This is a genomic window from Lentibacillus songyuanensis, assembly GCF_039548255.1.
In the GTDB taxonomy this organism is placed as follows: Bacteria; Bacillota; Bacilli; order Bacillales; family Amphibacillaceae; genus Lentibacillus_C; species Lentibacillus_C songyuanensis.
This window is the reverse complement of the sequence record NZ_JBCLVH010000007.1, coordinates 92518-110821: the sequence shown is the minus strand read 5'-3', so window position 1 is coordinate 110821 and position 18304 is coordinate 92518. Positions and strand designations below refer to the sequence as shown.

Sequence of the window (18304 nt, the reverse complement as noted above, 5' to 3'; positions counted from 1 at the left end):
ATGTACAGTTATCCTCCTTTAATAATTCACATTTCCATTATAACTGGGTTGTTTCCAATCACAAAATAATATTGCCTTTCAATACCCTTGATCCTGCCGCTCGTAGTTAATTTCATTTTTCTTCCTATAGGCTTGGTATACTGCCTCTTCATCAAATCCCAATTGCTTTCCTAATACCAAATACGCGACAAACAATTGTTCATAGTTGGCTACAGACGGATCCTGGTTGAATAGTATACAGGAGGAAAAAACATGGTTAAACTGCTCGGTTACGGTGTTTTCTCCATTTTTAATGGTCTGAGATTCATATCCATAACCGCAATCGAGACCCAGCGACATAATAAAATGCAGACCATCCACATACTCTGCTAAGATAATATCCTGTTTACTTTTAGGTTTTACACTCCAAAATTTAAAACAGCGTGTCTCATTAGCAAGTTCACCGATTTCTACGAAGAGTGCGAGTATCTTCTCTTGAAATAAATCTTTGCCAGTCACTTCTTGTGTTTTTTCAATATAATGGTCTAATTGTTTCTGCATCGTAAATAACGTATTCCAGTCCATATTGTCGTACCCCTTTATTGCTTTTATTCGATTGTATCACGAAAAAGTGATTATAGTGAAACCTTAATGCATTGCTATCCGTAGTAGAACATAACTACATTCTTAGGAGACGGGTACTATGATTGTATTTTTGTTCCGCGTACTTATTTTGGTTGCACTTGCTTTTCTTGTTTACACCATAATTCAATACATTAAAAGTCCACGCAGAAAATTACAAGCCGCCAAGAGAAAAAAGGCATTCTTTTTATTAGATGAGGAACAAAACAGTAAAAAGAACTTGCAATTTGTTTATAAAGGCTGTCTGTTTGAGGGAGAAAAATATGTAGGTATTACGGAACATGCATTCGAAGTCATTACCATTCTTGTTACAGCACCAGAACCGTTAGATTTACGAGGTTTTACACGGGACGACTTATATTTTTTAGAAGAGAAGCTGATAAGCCATTACCCGTATGCGCATATGGAATGGAAACATCCAATTAACCGATTACTGATCACGCCGGTGGAGTAACAGGATGTTAAAATAAAACTTCATTCAGTAGGTTTTCTAACTTTTAGATTTATTAAAAGAACAGGACTTAACAGCCGGTGAGATATCGGAACATTTTGCAATGTCAAAGCCAAGTATTTCACAACACCTTAAATTGCTTAAAAATGCAAATTTAGTTCAAGATGAAAAAAAGGACAGTATGTATTTTACGCATTGAACGCAACTGTTTTTCAGGACATCATCAGCTGGGCGATTGATTTTTATAACAGATAGGAGGTATCGCACGTATGAAAAAACATCCTTTTCCAATATTTTAGTTGTTTTATCTCTTCTTTCCTGGGTTATTGCTTTCCCCCATTTACCCTCACAAATTCCAACTCATTGGGATTTAAATGGTAATGTCAATGGGTATTCTTCTAAAGTAGGAGCTATGCTGATCATGGTCGGCCTTATTGTCTTTATGTACATCATGTTCATTGCAGTGCCGAAGATTGATCCGAAAATATATATTTTTAATTTATAAAAAAAGATAGCAAGGATAATCAATCCTTACTATCTTTAAAATCGCTTGTCTTTTTATATCCATTTTTTGTTCTACTGGGACTTCAGAATGCGCTCACTTCGAAGCAGGTTATTGCCGTGCCGGGTGCAGGCGGACTTTCTTAGCTGGACGCCTGGGACTTGGTTCTGCACCTTCGTGGAAAAAATCCCGCCATTTAATAACAATTTCTTTTCGTCGCAGCAAATAAATAAGTGGCAATAATGCGATGACACAGATGGCGACATAAAAAGGAGACAGGCTTGAAATCCATTGCCCGACAGATGTATAAACAAGCGCCAATGGAATGTTTGATAGCAAGGATGACTTAGTATATTCCTTAAACCCGGCTGTGATTTGGATTAGGCATAAGGATAACAGATGAAAATGGATAAATGGCACCAGTCGCAGTACCGCGATTTGGGTAGTCGTAAAATCGGAATGCTTGCCAATTAGTTTTTGTTGCATATTGGTCAACCGGTTGAAGGTTTTTGGCATCCAGCGGATAATACCATAAAAAACAACACTTGATAAGGTAATCCCAATCAGGGAGTATACGGTTCCGGCAACCGTTCCAAATAAAATACCCCCAGAAACGCAGATAAATACTACAGGAAGAAAAAATAATGGCCGTAATAAATGAAAACTGATAAATAATATAGGTGCAAACAAGCCGCCCGTTTCGATGATCGTCATGAAATAATTGCCAAACACATGCATAATGATCCCCCTTCTTCGTTGTCATCGTGGCAATCTTTTTTCATAAAGTGAAACTTCATTCTGTGGGTTGTTTTCGCAGTACAAGACATGCTATGCATTCGAAGACGAAGAGACGTGACTTTCGATCCTACCCTTTCCTACCACTGAATGTTAGTTGAACAGAATCAGGAGATTTACGGGCTGATTTACCCCACTTTTTTCTTAATTCATGTTTTACTCACGTTTAAGGGTGGGGGATTACAGTCCGTTAATGCGTGAAAACGATTAATACATGTATATGACAATAGACGAGCCTTTATGACATTAGCAGAGAAATAAGCAATCCAATCTGAAGAAAAATCAGCAGCGGTACCCCTAGCTGAAATGAACGGTGTTTTGTCTTATGGTGAAAAAATTGCATACCAAGAAACGAACCAACCGATCCGCCAATGATCATTATCCCCCATAATGTTTTTTCCGATATCCGCCACTGGTGGTGTTTTGCTTTTCGTTTATCAATTCCCATTACCACAAAGCCAAGCAAGTTTACTAAAATCACGTAACTAATAAGCAAAGTCATCCAATTTCCTCCATATTAAAAAATGACCATCCCCCAATCAAAGAGATGATCACTTTCGTCTTATTTTAAAGCTGCTTTTGCTTTATCAGTAAGCTGGGTAAATGCTTGTTCGTCATTAATGGCGAGATCTGACAACATTTTACGGTTCACTTCAATACCAGCTACTTTTAAACCATGCATTAACTTGCTGTATGAAATATCATTCATGCGTGCTGCAGCGTTGATACGTGCGATCCAAAGCTTACGGAAATCACGTTTCTTCTGTCTGCGGTCACGATATGCATACTGACCTGACTTCATTACTTGCTGTTTTGCTGTTTTAAATAACGTCCGTTTTGAACCATAATAACCTTTAGCTAGTTTTAATACGCGTTTACGACGTCTGCGCGTAACTGTTCCACCTTTTACACGTGGCATAATAATTCCCTCCTAATACAATCCAATGTATCCTCAATTAGTTTCATTATAATCTGTGTGCTTATTTATTCGGAAGCATTTGCTTAATGCGTTTGTAGTCTCCTGCAGATACAAGTGCAGATTTACGCAATTTGCGCTTTTGCTTTTGTGATTTGTGTGCGAACATATGACTTGTGTACGCATGTGAACGTTTCAGTTTTCCAGAACCCGTTCGTTTAAAACGTTTTTGTGTACCTTTATGAGTTTTCATTTTAGGCATAATAGAATTTCCTCCCAGAATTATTTTTCGTTAATTGGAGCAAGCATCATAAACATATTACGGCCTTCCATTTTTGCTTTAGATTCTACTGTCGAAATATCCTTTACTTCTTCAGCTAACCGATCTAAAACTTCCTGGCCAAGCTCCTTATGGGTAATTGCACGTCCGCGAAAACGAACCGATGCTTTTACCTTATCGCCATTATCAAGGAATTTACGAGCATTTTTTAATTTGGTATTAAAATCATGATCACCAATTCCAGGCGTAAAGCGAACTTCTTTAACATTGATGATCTTTTGTTTCTTGCGCGCTTCTTTTTCCTTCTTCTGCTGTTCATAGCGATACTTACCAAAATCCATGATCCGACAGACAGGTGGTTTCGCATTTGGAGCTACAAGAACCAAATCAAGGTTTCGTTTTGTCGCAATATCTAATGCTTCGTTTCGTGATTTCACTCCAAGCTGATCACCATTTGAATCAATCAGACGTACCTCTCTCGCACGAATTTTCTCATTGACATTCATATCTTTGCTAATAGCCAGCCACCTCCAAATTTATTGTAAAGCTATAATCGTTGACAAGTTATTTTCGCATAAAAAATGTGTCGGCACATCGATGCACCCACACCTTTCCAATAGTCTATTAGAAAAATTCGGACCAGTCAACAGCAAACATGCGTCGATCAGGTGAGAAGCGGGTGCTCCTACTTGTCTTTCGATCATTAAATTCAACTTTTACAGAATAACATCAAATAGGGTATATGTCAAACATGGGGTCTGTCCCCTACCGTGCTAATACATTACAACATTAACGTATTAGCGTAGTAGGAGACCGCCCCCAATTACAATGTTTTCTCGGCTATTTCTGTGGTAATCAGTTGTTTAAATGCTTCAAACGACATTGTTTCTGATTTTTTTTCACCGTAACGCCGGACATTAACGGCATTGTCTTGTAGTTCATTATCACCGACAACGAGGGCGAATGGTATTTTTTGCGTTTGGGCTTCTCGAATTTTATAGCCGATCTTTTCATCACGCTCATCCACCTCGACCCGTACACCTTCCAGTCTGAGTTTGTCTTCTACACGTTTGGCATAATCCAAGTGGGCTTGTGGTGATACAGGGATCACTTTCGCCTGCACAGGTGCCAGCCATGTTGGAAATGCGCCCTTATATTCTTCCAGCAAGAAGGCAACAAACCGTTCCATTGTCGATACAACTCCACGGTGGATAACGACTGGACGATGTTCTTTGCCATCTTCGCCGACGTATGTCAGGTCAAACCGCTCCGGTAATTGATAGTCAATCTGAACCGTAGACAATGTTTCATCTTTACCAATGGCCGTTTTTACTTGGACATCAAGCTTTGGACCATAAAATGCCGCTTCACCAATTGCCTCTACATACTCTACGCCCATCTCTTCCATTGTTTCCTTCAGCATCGATTGGGCTTTTTCCCACATTTCATCATTGTCGATATATTTTTCTTTATCGTCTGGATCACGGTACGAGAGTCGGAAGTAGTAATCGTTAATCCCAAAGTCCTCATATACTTTTTGAACCAGTTCCACAACACGGATAAATTCATCCTTCAATTGATCGGGGCGGGCAAAAATATGCGCATCATTCAAGGTCATTGCCCGTACCCGTTGTAGTCCGGCTAATGCGCCAGACATTTCATACCGATGCATCATGCCAAGTTCTGCAATTCGAACCGGCAAATTGCGATAACTGTATAACTGATTTTTATAGACCATCATGTGGTGCGGGCAGTTCATTGGGCGTAACACCAAATCTTCGTTGTCCATTTCCATAATCGGAAACATGTCGTCTTCATAATGGTCCAGATGTCCACTCGTTTTGTATAAATCAAGACTGCCTAGTACCGGTGTATAGACATGGTCATAGCCTAACCGTTCCTCCAGGTCCACGATATAGCGTTCAATATTCCGGCGAATCGTTGCTCCTTTTGGCAGCCACATTGGCAAACCTTGACCAACTTTTTGGGAAATGGTGAAAATCCCCAGTTCTTTTCCAAGCTTTCGATGGTCGCGTTCTTTTCGCTCCTCCAGGATGTGCAAATATTCGTCCACCTGGCTTTGCTTTTCAAACGCAGTCCCATAAATACGCTGCAGCTGTTGATTATTGCTGTCTCCGCGCCAATATGCTCCAGAAATACTCAGCAGCTTAAATGCTTTGATTTTGCTTGTAGAAGGAACATGGACACCTCGGCAAAGATCGAAAAATTCACCTTGTTTGTAAATCGTAACCTGTTCACCTTCTGGAATAGCATCAATTAATTCGAGTTTCAATGCATCATTCTGAAACATTTCCTTCGCTTTTTCACGTGTTACTTCAATACGTTCAATAGCCAAATTCTCATCAACTATCTTGCGCATTTCTTTTTCAATCGCTGGCAGATCTTCTGGTGTAATGGTATGCTCCATGTCCATATCATAATAGAAGCCTTCCTCGATAACCGGACCGACACCGAAGTTCACGTTCTTATATAATCGCTTAATCGCCTGGGCCATTAAATGTGCTGCGGAATGCCGTTCAATCTCAATGCCTTCCTTATTTTTATATGTGATAATCTCGATGGTTCCACCCTGATGTAATTCCCGTTTCAAATCATACAGTTTTCCATCCAGTTTGATCGCCAGTGCCTGTTTCTTTAGTCCTGGAGAAATCGAAGCTGCGATTTCCTCCCCAGTTGTTCCGGCGGGAAATGTCTTCTCGGCTCCATCCGGAAAAATAATTGCCATGTCTGCTGCCATAATGATCGCTCCTTTTTCTGGTTTTACTATTGCCATTTAAAACATTAAAAAACGCCCACCCCTCTGCTTCTATTAGCAAAGGGACGAGCGTTGGTCACGTGGTTCCACCCTATTTCCCGTAAAACATTACGGCTTTACATCATTAACGCAGATGATACGCTGCTATTTACTGAAATTGTTCAATAACAGAGTTCAAAGGTGGTAATCATCTGATTGTATAGTGGAAGCTTTCAGCCAGTGACCTCCATCTCTTTGTTATACAGCGCGCAAATGATCTTGTCCTTATCCATACTTGTTCATATGAAAATAATATAAATCGTATTATAGCCCTTCATGTTATGAAAATCAAGCCTTTACCGTTACTTTTTTAAAAAATAGGCGAAAGGAAATTGTTTAGACGACTTAAATTCCACTTTTTCCTCAAAAACATTAATCACGGTTAATGTTTTCGGCTCTGATGGGTGGTCCCCGTAAATTTTGATTTTTTTCGGTGCCATGGCTACCAATGGTGCTAAATTTAGTTCATCCTCATCCAGCCCGACAATATATAGTGGCTCGTTTTTCATAGCCGTTCGTAATTCTCGTTTCGAAAACAGTTTCCCATCTTCTTTAAAAAAGGTAAAAGGATTCCCTTGTAATACGTGGATTACGTTATAGGATGCTTCTTTTTTGGCAATATATTCACGCAGCATATTGACAAAGGCTTGATGATCTTCTTCCCGTTTAAATTCATCGATTGCCAGTCCCACATAATGAACTAATTGATCCTTAAAGGCTTTTAAGCGGAACTGAACAATGGAATCATAATGGATCCTTCCCGTGTTTTTAATGTTGGCAATGAATAAGGATTGCAATAATTGCCCCGGGTCCTTATTCTTGCGTACCAGCAGACTGTCCTCATCTTCTCCGGAAAAAATCCAATGGGTTAAATCCAGAATACGTTCCATTTCATCGTTGTTTGTATAGTAGTAGTAATCATTAATAATATGTCTTATCATATCTGTCAGCCGATGATGAATGAACACATCCTTCATAGCTCTGGCAATTGTCTCCAGCACTTCATTACCGGGGACTTGATAGTCGAGTTGCAGTTGATTCCCCCAATCTTTGTCAGTTTTCCAATGCAATTCAATTGTTCTGTTGTAACGAAATAAATACTCACAAAAACGGATAACTTCCTTGTCCGAATTAAAATAAACTTCCAGCAAACAACATCACCCTCATCCAAGACCAAACTGTTACATTATATGGACAAACGGATGAAAAAATGTACAATCTGAAAAAACTAGTAACAATACTATTTCTCAGGTTACTTTTTTCAATTCAATGGGGTATATAATTTGTAATTGATGGAAAATGCGACCTAGTGACAATTCTCTTTTGTGACGGTTTCCCTCATTCCACAGGAAGAAGAGTGCTTGGGTTTCGCTCTACCAGAATACTAAAGCTTTCCATAGGCACAACCTTAGTCTCATCCTGGTTTGGCAGCTCATTGACGGGAAAAGGCATCGAATGCTGGAGAAGAATTAATTTTGGTTCGGCCCTCAACTGCCGGTCGATGTACCGTACGACAGAAAAATTCACCCGTTCGGTCACTCAACTGCCAGAGCGTACATTCATCGGCGAACATCGGATATCCCTCGATCGGTATTCGCTTTTGCTGGTCAAAATCGAGGACCTGGCTGGAGAGACCAGGTGGCAAGCGCACTCCTATTTGGAAACATCCCCCCGTATGTCGCAGTCTAAAAAAATAGCGACAAACTATACTATAAAATGTCCTGATCCATGTACTTCTTATCCCTGCGCAAAAAGAAATCGGTGCATCCACCGATTTCTTTTATACTCCAACTTATTTAGTCGCGTCGGTTTTCCCCATCCATGGTTACCTCGACACTAACCTGCTTGATCCGTTCTATAATCCTACCTGCCTTAACGTGTTCTACCCCGCCCCGATTAGAAATCGCGAGTTGTTCTTCCAACTGTTCCAAGCTATAGTTAGATGTGAAAAATACTGGCAGGCGCTCCATCATCCGATACTGCAGAATGGAACCCAAAATTTCATCCCGGAACCAGGCTGACTGTGTTTCCGCACCAATGTCATCAAGCATAAGAACGTCCGCTTTTTTAAAATAATCTATCTTCTGGTTGATAGAGTCATCTTTAATCGAGCTCTTCATTTCCCGAACAAATTCTGGCATGAAAATTAGCATGGACGAGATGTTTTGTTGTTTTAATTCATTGGCCATGGCCCCGAGCAGGTATGTTTTTCCTATACCAAACGGGCCCGATAAATAAAACCCTTTTTCAGGGATGGCTGTTTGCGCCTGTTTGACAAACATCATGAGCTGTTTAACAATCGTCCGTCGCTTATCATCAATATCCATATTGTTGAAATTCGCATGCAAAATATCCTTGGGCATATACAAACTACGAATCAGACGTTCCTGCTCTCGTTGTTTTTCGTTTGCCACTCGATTATGACATTTCTCATAGGTTAAATGAATCTCACCCTTATCGGCTTGAAGCACCGGAGAATACCCTTGAATCATATTGATACATTGACCAAATGAAGCGCATTGATCACATTGTTTGGATTGTGTTTTATACTCATATAATTTCATGAGGCTTTTATCAATTTCAGTTTGTGTTAAATGTGGGTGCAAGCGAAGAAATTCACTTATTTCCGGATCCTCAAGAACTTCCTGCTTCATCGACAGGTAATTCTCTTGAAAGTTTTTATTTCCTTGCATCCATTTTTTTAATGTGGATTTAATTGGTTCCATACGAATCATCCTTGCAAATGATTATTTTTTACTCGTAAATTCGCGTAACAGTGCATCAAATTCCGCTTTCTCTTCTTCTGTCTCGGTATAGTTGGCTCCTGCATTGGCTTTTGCTTGTTTCTTCTTCCGTTCTTTAAACCAATCAGGCACCACTTCATTCGAAACGGGACGACGATAGTTTTGCTTTTTCGGGGATCCCTTTTGGTACTTGGCCTTTTCTTTTTTGGCAAATTCCATTGCTTCCTTCGCCGTTTGTAAATTGGCACGAGACCAATGACTGGCAATTGTTTCTAAATAAGCTTTTGATAATTTCATATTCGATTGAAGTAACACATAATGAATCAACACGTTCATCACAGGAGCTGGCAGACCCTGGGTAGTCATCACATCACGAATAATCTTCAAATCCTGTCCGGATGCATGGTTCCCACTGGACAAATCCTCCAATAATTGTTTTGGCGATATCGTTTCCAGTTCATAAATAAGCTGCTCTTCTTTCGTAGCAGGCTTTACAGTTGGTTGTCTCCGCTTCTGTTCTGTCAGTCGATCGGTCAGCTTGACAACCGATTCCTGATGACTGGAATGGAATAAATCATGACAAGCACCCTTAAATTCATCCGGATCAAGACTATTCTCGGCCGTTAATGCCCACATAACTGCTTTTTCAACCTCGTGTTCCGCCAAATCATATAATACCATCATTTGCGAAATGAGTTTCCGATTTTCTAAGGTTAGCACGGATTCCTCGGGGATCATTCGCTGGCGCAGCATCTGCCTCATCCATGTAAAATCAATGGTTCGCTCCTGTTCGGGAACTGGTATGTCAACTGCCTCTACAGGAGGGTCTTGCGGTTGAAATGTTTGGAATACCTCTTGAAACGCTGCGGTAATCTCATTGCCGCTTTCCTCCCTGGAATGAACCGAATAATGATTCTTCAACATAGCGAATTTATCCTCACCTAAGTGATGATATAACAATTGGGTTAACATATCATCCTTAAAAAAATCACCTGGCGCAAAAGGCTCCAATAGGACATAGGTATAATAGTCATTTGGGTCTGTTTGATGTTTAAACGTTTTTAACAAACCGATGCCTTCCAGCTTTAACCGAGCTTGATAAATTTCATCCAGCGGTAAATTCATATAATTCATTAACGTATGATGTGTCTGTGGCTTATCCCCCTGTTGCAGCTCCATTTCATGCAGAAGCGTTTGATATAGCATAACAGCTGTTAAGCCAATCAGTGGCTGATATAAATGGGTTAATGCCTTTGTGTAGCCCTTGGGCAAATTCCCCTTTTGCTCGACAACGTAGCCTTCAATCGGAAAAATCTTCTCGAAAACATTCACAAATCTCACCTCTAATAATTAAACACAGTGCATCCAAGTGGATAACCCACTCATTTTTTATCCGTATTAATTAAATCCTTCAACTCGTCTAAAAATACACTAATATCTTTGAATTGACGATATACAGAAGCAAATCTTACATAGGCAACTTCATCAACCGCTGATAATCGGTCCATCACCTTTTCGCCAATTTCTTCACTTGGAACTTCCGAGGCACCGCTATCACGTAACTCTTTTTCGACATTTAATGCGATTTCCTCAATCTTCCCTAATGGAACCGGACGTTTTTCACATGATTTGATCAGACCGCGAACCAGTTTGTCCCGATTAAATTCCTGCCTGGCTCCATCCTTTTTCACCACAATTAACGGGACCTCTTCCATCCGTTCAAATGTTGTAAACCTGTATCCACATTGCTCACATTCCCTGCGTCTTCGTATCACCCGACCTTCTTCAATCGGGCGGGAATCCGTAACCTTTGTACTTTTGTTTTGACAATTGGAACACCGCATCGAAGCTTCACCCCGTTCGCTTAGAATTAGGAATTTCATGCTAGAGTCTGTTCAAAAAGTCCGGTAAAAATGACACATCGAATTTCTTCGTTGGCTTGTTTCTCCGCTCCTTGGAAAAGAAAACCACTTTTCCGGCGTGCGATGCGGATTCAGTGTATCTATTTGCATACATTCCGCTGCTCAAAACTATGCCGCCTCGAACTTCTCGGTCCTTTTTATCCTCCTTTTTGAACACGCACTGCTAATCAATTAAAGGAAAAGTGTTATCAAATTCATGATATAATCGTTGAATCAACGATGAACTATACCCAAAATCAAATGGCAAGAATGATTCACTGGTAACGGCAAAATCAATCGCCGTTCGATAAGGCCTTACCATGATAACCGTTATAATAACAAAGGCTTTTCGTCCTTTTGTTACATGAACACTTATTTCCCCATGTTCATTGGAAATGGCATTCACTTCATATGTATCTGAATGGTTAAAAAATGCTTCAATCTTCTTTAACCCATTATCCTTGGTTAGTTTATAATAATGTGTTCGCAATGCTGGATCCCAATGGTTTTCTCCAGTTTCTGCATGATTACTAAAATATTTCATAAAGGCCTGTTTAACGGACAATATACTCCCCACCCAAAATTAATGAATGTATAGTTACGTTTGTACATCAGTATACGATATTTCTTTATTTTAACATGTTTTTTGGTTTTTCACTATGATATCTCGACAAATAACAAAGGCAGTTCACCGCCTTGATGAACTGCCTTATCGATCACTTATGAAATTTTCATTTGTTTTTGATGCATATAATGACCGACATATTTAGCAAGGTCAATCACTCTGTGTGAGTAGCCCCATTCGTTGTCATACCAGGCTAACACCTTTACTTTATTATCCTCCAGCACCATCGTGGATAAACCATCAATAATCGCTGAATAATCAGTAGTTGTATAATCAACGGAAACAAGCGGTTCATTACTATATTTGATAATTCCTGCTAATTCATTTTCCGCTGCTTCTTTAAATGCATCATTTATCTCGTTTATAGTAACCGGACGCTGGACGTCAACGACTAAATCAACCAGCGAAACATCTGGTGTTGGTACGCGTAATGCCATTCCATGCAATTTTCCTTTCAAATGAGGCATGACTTCCCCTAGCGCTTTTGCAGCACCTGTTGACGTAGGAATAATCGACTGGGTACAGCCTCTTGCTCTTCTTAAATCTTTATGTGGGTTATCCGTATTATGTTGATCATTTGTGAACGCATGCACAGTAGTCATTAGGCCGTTTTTAATTCCAAAATGCTGATCCAGTACCTTTACTACTGGTGCTAGACAGTTTGTTGTACAAGATGCATTCGAAACAACGTGGTCACGGTCAGGGTTATACTCCTCATGATTAACCCCCATCACGATTGTCTGGTCTACCTGCTTACCTGGTGCGGTTATCACTACTTTCTTCGCCCCAGCCTGCAGATGCAATCCTGCTCCATCGCGTGAATTGAATTTGCCTGTTGCCTCAATAACAATATCAATCTCCAATTCATCCCACGGAAGGTTTTCTGGATTTCGTTCATTCACCAATAACACTTTTTGACCATCTACCTGAAGGTCTTCCTGGAGTGCTTTCACTTCTCCATCATAAATACCATGTACACTATCATACTTAATTAAATGCGCGAGTGTTTCTGGAGGATATTTTGCATTGATCGCTACTACATCTAATTGTTCATCCTTCATCGCTTGGCGAAATACCATTCGTCCAATACGACCAAATCCATTAATCGCAATTCGAGTTTTATTCATTTGATAGTCCTCCCAATATGCTATACTCATTAACTTCATCGTTAAAAATAGTATAACACATTTCACTCAAAATGTGATGCCTAAAATGAAAAGAAAAGGTCCAAATTCGCTTGAGGAGAATATGCTAATAACACGAAAAGACTATTATAGGTAACACACAAAAATGATTAAAACCATGCTGAAGGTTCAAACTACATTGTTTCATTATAGTAAAAGCACATTTTCGATCTATTTAGTGCCCCCATCTAAGACAAACTTTTTCTTGCCACATACAATATAGCAGAAAGGAGGGATAAACCTTATGAAACATCATTGTCGATCATGTCAAAATAATAATTCCGTTTCACCGGCTAATGACGAGGTAATTGTGAACCCTGCCAGAAGGGTGGAAAAAACAAAAACGAATACGCGCGTTGTCAAGAATATCCACCCAACTGAGGTTGTTAATGTCAATCGAACTGTCATTAGAAATGAGAATTATTATCCCGTTACCCATTCCAATGTAAACGAAACAGTAGTGGAGAATTACGATTGCGGAAGTGATGTCAACTCTCCAAATTGCCGGAGAATTAGTCCCGAAAGTAACAGCAATAATGGGAGTAATAATGGGAGTAACTGCGGATGTCACAAACGACGGAGCTGGATATAAACTATTATTTCCGTCATGCATCCCTGATTCACATTCCCTAAGTTTATTCTATGCACCATGCAAACGAAATGTTTGCTAGCAAATGACTATTTTAAAAAGCAAAGTTGGAAGGATTCACCTCCACCCTTTCACTTACTTTAACCTAAGTTAACACCTCCCATTGAATACCACCGCCTAAACAAAAACGTCTATGTTCTGCATAGACGTTTTTTTATTTGATGTGTGTTCGCATTTTCTATCTGATATGAAATGTTTCTATATTACCTTCCACTCTTTTAAAACCGTTTCTAACTGTTCATAGGACTGATATTTTGTCCCATTATTATCAATCACTGCGTCAGCCATTGCCGCCTTTTCCTTGACCGGAATTTGCGATTGAATGCGCTGGATAGCTTCTTCCTCCGTAAAATGATCCCGTTCCATCAGCCGTTTCAGCTGTACCTCTTCATCAACAAACACAACCAACGTTTTGTCTACAAAGTGGGTTAATTTACTTTCAAATAGTAGCGGGATATCCAGCACAACACATGAGGCTCCAGCATGAATCAACGAATCTCTTGTTGTCAGCATCTTTTCTCGTATTGCTGGGTGGACAATCGCATTTAATTGCTGGAGCTTTGTTTCATCTGCAAAAACAATGGAACCCAATTGCTTGCGATCAATGGATTTATCATTTCGTAAAATATCCGTACCAAATGTATCGATGATTTGCTCATATGCTTGTTCCCCCGGCCGTACAACGTCACGGGACAGTTTATCCGCATCAACCATGGGGATACGATAATCATCAAACATAAGAGATACCGTGCTCTTTCCACTTGCAATACTTCCAGTAAGACCAATCGTCAAAGCCATTTTATCACCCTCCATTAAGAGCCACTAACTGTACAGCTATTTTTGGCAAGTAACACAAAGATGTGTGCCACGGCCGCCAATTTTCATTTTAACAATGGGTTTTCCACATTTTTTACATGCCTGATTTTCCTGCCCATATACAAATAGTTCTTGCTGAAACATCCCCATTTCTCCCTGACCGTTGACATACGAGCGAATGGTTGTCCCACCTTGAGCCACCGCTTCATCTAAGGTTTGCATCGCCGCTGTTCGAATGGCGTTTGTTTCTTTTTTGGTTAACTTATTGGCTTTCTTTAACGGATGGATCCCTGCTCGAAATAGTGTTTCATCAACATAGATATTGCCTAGTCCTGCAACAATGGACTGATCAAGCAATACGGGTTTAATGGCACGTTGGGTTCGTTTTAATTTGTTATAAAAATACTCGCTGGTAAACTCCTTATCAAACGGATCTGGTCCTAATTGGTTCAGCGGCTTTTGCTGAAATTCTTCCCCTTTTTTAAAAACATGCATGGTCCCAAATTTGCGAACATCATTGTATCGCAGTTCTTGACCATCTGTAAACGTAAAAATGACATGTGTATGCTTTTTAACCGGTTCTATTTGAGGGTGTACACTATATTTTCCCTCCATTCGTAAATGGGAAACAAGACAATAATCATCAAGCTGGAACAAGAGAAACTTTCCTTTTCGTGTAATGCCGTGAATCGTCTGTCCGGTTAGTAAATGTTTAAACACTTCTACATCATCGGGGTTTTTAATAATTTTTGGCCAGTACACGGTAAGATGGTCAATGGTTTTTTCAATAACAAATCGTTTTAATGTGTTTTTTACGGTTTCTACTTCTGGTAGTTCTGGCATATTTCTTTACTCCTTACAAATTTAAGCACAACCTTGTGACTTATTACTTTGCATCAAACCAGCTGTTCCCATATGCGTAATCGACTTTAAGCGGTACATCCAGTTCAACGGTGTGTTCCATAACTTCCGGCACAATCGTTTTCAGCTTGTCTATCTCCTCTTTCGGAGCTTCCAAAATTAGTTCATCATGCACTTGCAGCAGCATTTTAGCCGACAGTTTTTCATCGATTAATTTTTCGTGCAAATCAATCATTGCCTTTTTGATAATATCGGCGGCACTGCCCTGAATTGGCGTATTCATTGCAGTTCGTTCTGCAAAGCTGCGTTTATTAAAGTTCCTGCTCGTTATTTCCGGTAAATAGCGCCGGCGCTTCATGAATGTCGTCACATATCCAGTATGCTTGGCTTCTTGAACGATCTCTTCCATATACGTTTTGACATTGGGATAACTGGCAAAGTAGCGGTCAATAAACTGTTGTGCTTCCTTCCGTGTTATTCCAAGGCTTTGCGAAAGGCCATAATCACTGATCCCATAAACGATACCGAAATTGACAGCTTTTGCATGGCGCCGCATATTTGCTGTAACATCGTCCTTTTCTACGTGGAATACCTCCATTGCTGTTTGCGTATGAATATCGGTATCCTGTGTAAAGGCTTCGATCAATTTATCGTCTTTGGCAATATGGGCCAACACACGCAATTCAATTTGCGAATAGTCGGCAGCAAACATGATCCAATCCTTTTCAGCCGGTACAAACGCCTGCCGGATCTTTCTTCCTTCTTCTAAACGAATTGGGATATTCTGCAGATTCGGATCAACGGAACTTAGCCGTCCCGTTGTGGTTAAAGCTTGATTATACCGGGTATGAATTTTATGAGAGTCCTGGTCAACAACCTTTAATAATCCTTCAACATAGGTAGATTGTAATTTACCTAACTGCCTATACATCAGCAATTTTGGGATAATCTCATGTTCTTCTCGCAGCTGCTCGAGCACATCGGCCGCAGTAGAATACCCTGTTTTCGTCTTTTTAATGACTGGGAGTCCAAGTTTATCGAATAAGATCGGCCCTAATTGCTTTGGCGAATTGATATTAAATTTCTCCCCTGCCAGTTCATAAATATTTTGTTCTATTTCGTATAACCGTTGTTTTAATTCCGTCCCCATATCTTCCAAGCGTTGAATATTGACCTGCACCCCCGTGTGTTCCATTTGCCCTAGGATAAGTGCAAGCGGCATTTCCAGTTCTTGAAGTAACGTAAATTGTTCGTTTGCTTTGAGCTCGTCTTGCATGCTCTCTTTCATCTGGAATAATACATTTGTTTTGCGAACAATATGGTCAGCAAGCACCTCTTTCTCAGGAAGCTTTTGTTTGGCTCCTTTTCCATAAATCTCTTCATCAAACAATACCGCAGCTGTATGCCCCATTCGATGACCAATAGTTGGAATATCATGATGATTTTCACCGGGATTTAATAAGTAGGATGCCAGAAACATATCAAATACGATGCCGTTGATCGTTATCCCTTGATTCAATAAAGCAACCAATGTTTTTTTGGCATCGAATACATATTTTTTCTTTCCGTGATCGGTTGCCCATGCTTTAAAAGCATCTGATTTAATAGCAATCGCTGTTGGAATAAAATAAGCATGCTTTTTATTAACAATGCCGATGCCTTCGATTGGTTCTTGATGGTAATTATCCCCAAGCATCTCGATTACCAATGCTTCTTCGCCGGTAAATATATCTGCTGCCACTTCATCAAGGATCGTATAATCAATAGCTTCCAGCTCAGCAGCTTCTTTTGCATCATCTGCTTCCCCCGTAAGTTTATCTAATAAAGATTGGAAACCTAGGTCCTTAAATACAGCACTCACGTCGCGCTGTTCATATCCGTTGTATGTGATATCGTCAAGGCTCACCTCGATTGGCGATTCGCGGTTAATCGTCACAAGATCTTTGCTCATAAAGGCCTCGTCCTTATGATTAGTCAAGTTTTCTTTTAGTTTTTTTCCACTAATTTGTTCCATATTTTCATATACTTTTTCCAGCGTGTTATATTGTTTAATCAGCTTTGTTGCCGTTTTTTGGCCAACACCAGGGACGCCGGGAATGTTATCCGAACTATCACCCATTAGTGCTTTTAAATCAATGATTTGATCTGGCGTAATCTCCATTTTCTCCAGCATAAATTCTGGTGTGTAGGATTCAACTTCACTGATTCCTTTTTTGGTAACATTTACCGTTACTTGATCTGAAACAAGCTGTAATAAGTCCTTATCACCGGAAATAACGGTTACCTTCCAATTCTTCTCATCCCCTGTTTTTGATAACGTTCCGATGATATCATCCGCTTCATATTGATCAAGCTGATAGTGGGGAATCTTAAATGCATCAAGCAGTTCCTTTAAAACCGGAAATTGTTCGGACAGTTCCGGCGGGGTCTTCTGCCTTCCTCCCTTATATTCTTTGTACGTCTCATGACGAAAAGTCGTCTTACCTGCATCAAATGCTACAAGCATATGCGTCGGCTTTTCATCTTGCAAAATTTTTAACAGCATCGTGGTAAATCCATAGACTGCATTCGTATAGACACCCTTGTCATTATTAAGCAGTGGCAGGGCAAAAAAAGCCCGATAAATAACACTGTTCCCATCGATTAAAACTAATTTATTTGACACCAAAAGGCCTCCCTGTTACTTTTTATCGTTTATATACTGACATTTGCTTCTAAAACATGTTCATTTTTCATCAAAAATACGCTTCCTAGCATTATACTTTATTATACCAGTTTTACACAGCTTTTTAATCCAAAAAGACTGCCAAACTTTTAGACAGCCTTTTTGCATTTTAACCCAGTTCGGCAACTATCGTCCTAATAACGTGAAACTCAACCCTGAGAGGCGGAGAGATAACAAAGATATTTCTGGAAAAGACGAATGGTTACTGAATAAAGTTACTTATAGATCTTAAGAGATAGTTGATGGAAATATACGGCGAGCCCGCGGAAAGCGTAGTGTATTTCCGTATCGGTAGGATAACTACTATCCGAAACTGTGTCGCAGTTTATGAATAATCAGTATCGAGGTTTTCCTATAATCTATCATTTAAAAGTTCACCGAGATATTAATGTAAAAAGAAAAATCCAAACGAATTCAAG

General features: G+C 39.8%; 20 protein-coding genes, 1 pseudogene and 2 other annotated features. Of the genes and pseudogenes, 4 read left to right on the top strand and 17 right to left on the bottom strand.

The annotated features are described in order from the left end of the window. Positions 1-78: 78 nt before the first annotated feature. The gene (locus WMZ97_RS09270) at positions 79-564 is read right to left on the bottom strand and encodes a dUTP diphosphatase (protein ID WP_343271803.1); all 486 of its coding nucleotides are present in this window, start codon (positions 562-564) and stop codon (positions 79-81) included. A gap of 118 nt (positions 565-682) precedes the next feature. On the opposite strand from WMZ97_RS09270, the gene WMZ97_RS09265 reads away from it, so the two are divergent. The 3 genes and pseudogenes from WMZ97_RS09265 to WMZ97_RS21890 all read left to right on the top strand — a co-directional run bounded on the left by WMZ97_RS09265 (position 683) and on the right by WMZ97_RS21890 (position 1577). Beyond that, positions 683-1075 (top strand): sigma-w pathway protein ysdB, encoded by a 393-nt coding sequence (locus tag WMZ97_RS09265; protein ID WP_343271802.1) that lies wholly within the window; start codon positions 683-685, stop codon positions 1073-1075. 40 nt (positions 1076-1115) lie between these two features. After that, a pseudogene (locus tag WMZ97_RS09260) lies at positions 1116-1327 on the top strand (autorepressor SdpR family transcription factor); the annotation flags it as partial. Then, positions 1308-1577, top strand: a complete 270-nt coding sequence (locus tag WMZ97_RS21890) for a DUF1648 domain-containing protein (RefSeq protein ID WP_405027671.1) — start codon at positions 1308-1310, stop codon at positions 1575-1577. The pseudogene WMZ97_RS09260 and the gene WMZ97_RS21890, both read left to right, overlap by 20 nt. A 108-nt stretch (positions 1578-1685) precedes the next feature. Here the strand turns inward: WMZ97_RS21890 and WMZ97_RS09255 are convergent, their stop codons facing one another. The 13 genes from WMZ97_RS09255 to WMZ97_RS09195 all read right to left on the bottom strand — a co-directional run bounded on the left by WMZ97_RS09255 (position 1686) and on the right by WMZ97_RS09195 (position 12777). Beyond that, the gene (locus WMZ97_RS09255) at positions 1686-2312 is read right to left on the bottom strand and encodes a TVP38/TMEM64 family protein (RefSeq protein WP_343271801.1); all 627 of its coding nucleotides are present in this window, start codon (positions 2310-2312) and stop codon (positions 1686-1688) included. Between the two features lie 295 nt (positions 2313-2607). Continuing rightward, positions 2608-2871: a DUF1294 domain-containing protein gene (locus WMZ97_RS09250; protein ID WP_343271800.1), complete on the bottom strand. Its 264-nt coding sequence runs from the start codon at positions 2869-2871 to the stop codon at positions 2608-2610. Positions 2872-2931: 60 nt separating this feature from the next. Beyond that, positions 2932-3288: a 50S ribosomal protein L20 gene (gene rplT / locus WMZ97_RS09245; RefSeq protein WP_343271799.1), complete on the bottom strand. Its 357-nt coding sequence runs from the start codon at positions 3286-3288 to the stop codon at positions 2932-2934. Between the two features lie 61 nt (positions 3289-3349). Then, positions 3350-3547 carry a 50S ribosomal protein L35 gene (rpmI, locus tag WMZ97_RS09240; protein WP_343271798.1) on the bottom strand — a complete coding sequence of 66 codons (198 nt, stop codon included), beginning with the start codon at positions 3545-3547 and terminating at the stop codon, positions 3350-3352. 20 nt (positions 3548-3567) lie between these two features. Further along, positions 3568-4071 carry a translation initiation factor IF-3 gene (infC, locus tag WMZ97_RS09235; RefSeq protein WP_343271797.1) on the bottom strand — a complete coding sequence of 168 codons (504 nt, stop codon included), beginning with the start codon at positions 4069-4071 and terminating at the stop codon, positions 3568-3570. Positions 4072-4136: 65 nt separating this feature from the next. Continuing rightward, positions 4137-4262: a sequence feature (ribosomal protein L20 leader region), on the bottom strand. Between the two features lie 126 nt (positions 4263-4388). Then, on the bottom strand, positions 4389-6323 hold the full coding sequence (gene thrS / locus WMZ97_RS09230) for a threonine--tRNA ligase (RefSeq protein ID WP_343271796.1): 1935 nt from the start codon (positions 6321-6323) through the stop codon (positions 4389-4391). Between the two features lie 76 nt (positions 6324-6399). Further along, positions 6400-6621: a binding site (T-box leader), on the bottom strand. A gap of 61 nt (positions 6622-6682) precedes the next feature. Next, entirely contained in the window at positions 6683-7531 is an 849-nt protein-coding gene (gene ytxC / locus WMZ97_RS09225; protein ID WP_343271795.1) for a putative sporulation protein YtxC, read from the bottom strand. A gap of 281 nt (positions 7532-7812) precedes the next feature. Then, positions 7813-8025, bottom strand: a complete 213-nt coding sequence (locus tag WMZ97_RS09220) for a hypothetical protein (RefSeq protein ID WP_343271794.1) — start codon at positions 8023-8025, stop codon at positions 7813-7815. A gap of 151 nt (positions 8026-8176) precedes the next feature. After that, positions 8177-9106 carry a primosomal protein DnaI gene (dnaI, locus tag WMZ97_RS09215; RefSeq protein WP_343271793.1) on the bottom strand — a complete coding sequence of 310 codons (930 nt, stop codon included), beginning with the start codon at positions 9104-9106 and terminating at the stop codon, positions 8177-8179. Positions 9107-9127: 21 nt separating this feature from the next. Continuing rightward, positions 9128-10456: a replication initiation and membrane attachment family protein gene (locus tag WMZ97_RS09210; protein ID WP_343271792.1), complete on the bottom strand. Its 1329-nt coding sequence runs from the start codon at positions 10454-10456 to the stop codon at positions 9128-9130. Between the two features lie 50 nt (positions 10457-10506). Next, positions 10507-10968 carry a transcriptional regulator NrdR gene (nrdR, locus tag WMZ97_RS09205; RefSeq protein ID WP_343271791.1) on the bottom strand — a complete coding sequence of 154 codons (462 nt, stop codon included), beginning with the start codon at positions 10966-10968 and terminating at the stop codon, positions 10507-10509. Positions 10969-11209: 241 nt separating this feature from the next. Beyond that, the gene (locus tag WMZ97_RS09200) at positions 11210-11590 is read right to left on the bottom strand and encodes a cytosolic protein (RefSeq protein WP_343271790.1); all 381 of its coding nucleotides are present in this window, start codon (positions 11588-11590) and stop codon (positions 11210-11212) included. Positions 11591-11745: 155 nt separating this feature from the next. Next, positions 11746-12777: a glyceraldehyde-3-phosphate dehydrogenase gene (locus WMZ97_RS09195; protein ID WP_343271789.1), complete on the bottom strand. Its 1032-nt coding sequence runs from the start codon at positions 12775-12777 to the stop codon at positions 11746-11748. 301 nt (positions 12778-13078) lie between these two features. Between WMZ97_RS09195 and WMZ97_RS09190 the strand changes: the two genes are divergently transcribed. Next, positions 13079-13426, top strand: coding sequence for a CotD family spore coat protein (locus WMZ97_RS09190; protein ID WP_343271788.1), 348 nt, complete (start codon positions 13079-13081; stop codon positions 13424-13426). Positions 13427-13681: 255 nt separating this feature from the next. Here WMZ97_RS09190 and coaE read toward each other — a convergent pair whose 3' ends face one another. From coaE to polA, 3 genes are read right to left on the bottom strand one after another with little or no spacing between them, the layout of a single operon-like run. Further along, entirely contained in the window at positions 13682-14281 is a 600-nt protein-coding gene (coaE, locus tag WMZ97_RS09185) for a dephospho-CoA kinase (RefSeq protein WP_343271787.1), read from the bottom strand. Positions 14282-14317: 36 nt separating this feature from the next. Continuing rightward, on the bottom strand, positions 14318-15142 hold the full coding sequence (gene mutM, locus WMZ97_RS09180) for a DNA-formamidopyrimidine glycosylase (protein WP_343271786.1): 825 nt from the start codon (positions 15140-15142) through the stop codon (positions 14318-14320). A 43-nt stretch (positions 15143-15185) separates the two neighbouring features. Continuing rightward, positions 15186-17825: a DNA polymerase I gene (gene polA, locus WMZ97_RS09175; protein ID WP_343271785.1), complete on the bottom strand. Its 2640-nt coding sequence runs from the start codon at positions 17823-17825 to the stop codon at positions 15186-15188. Between the last annotated feature and the right edge of the window lie 479 nt (positions 17826-18304).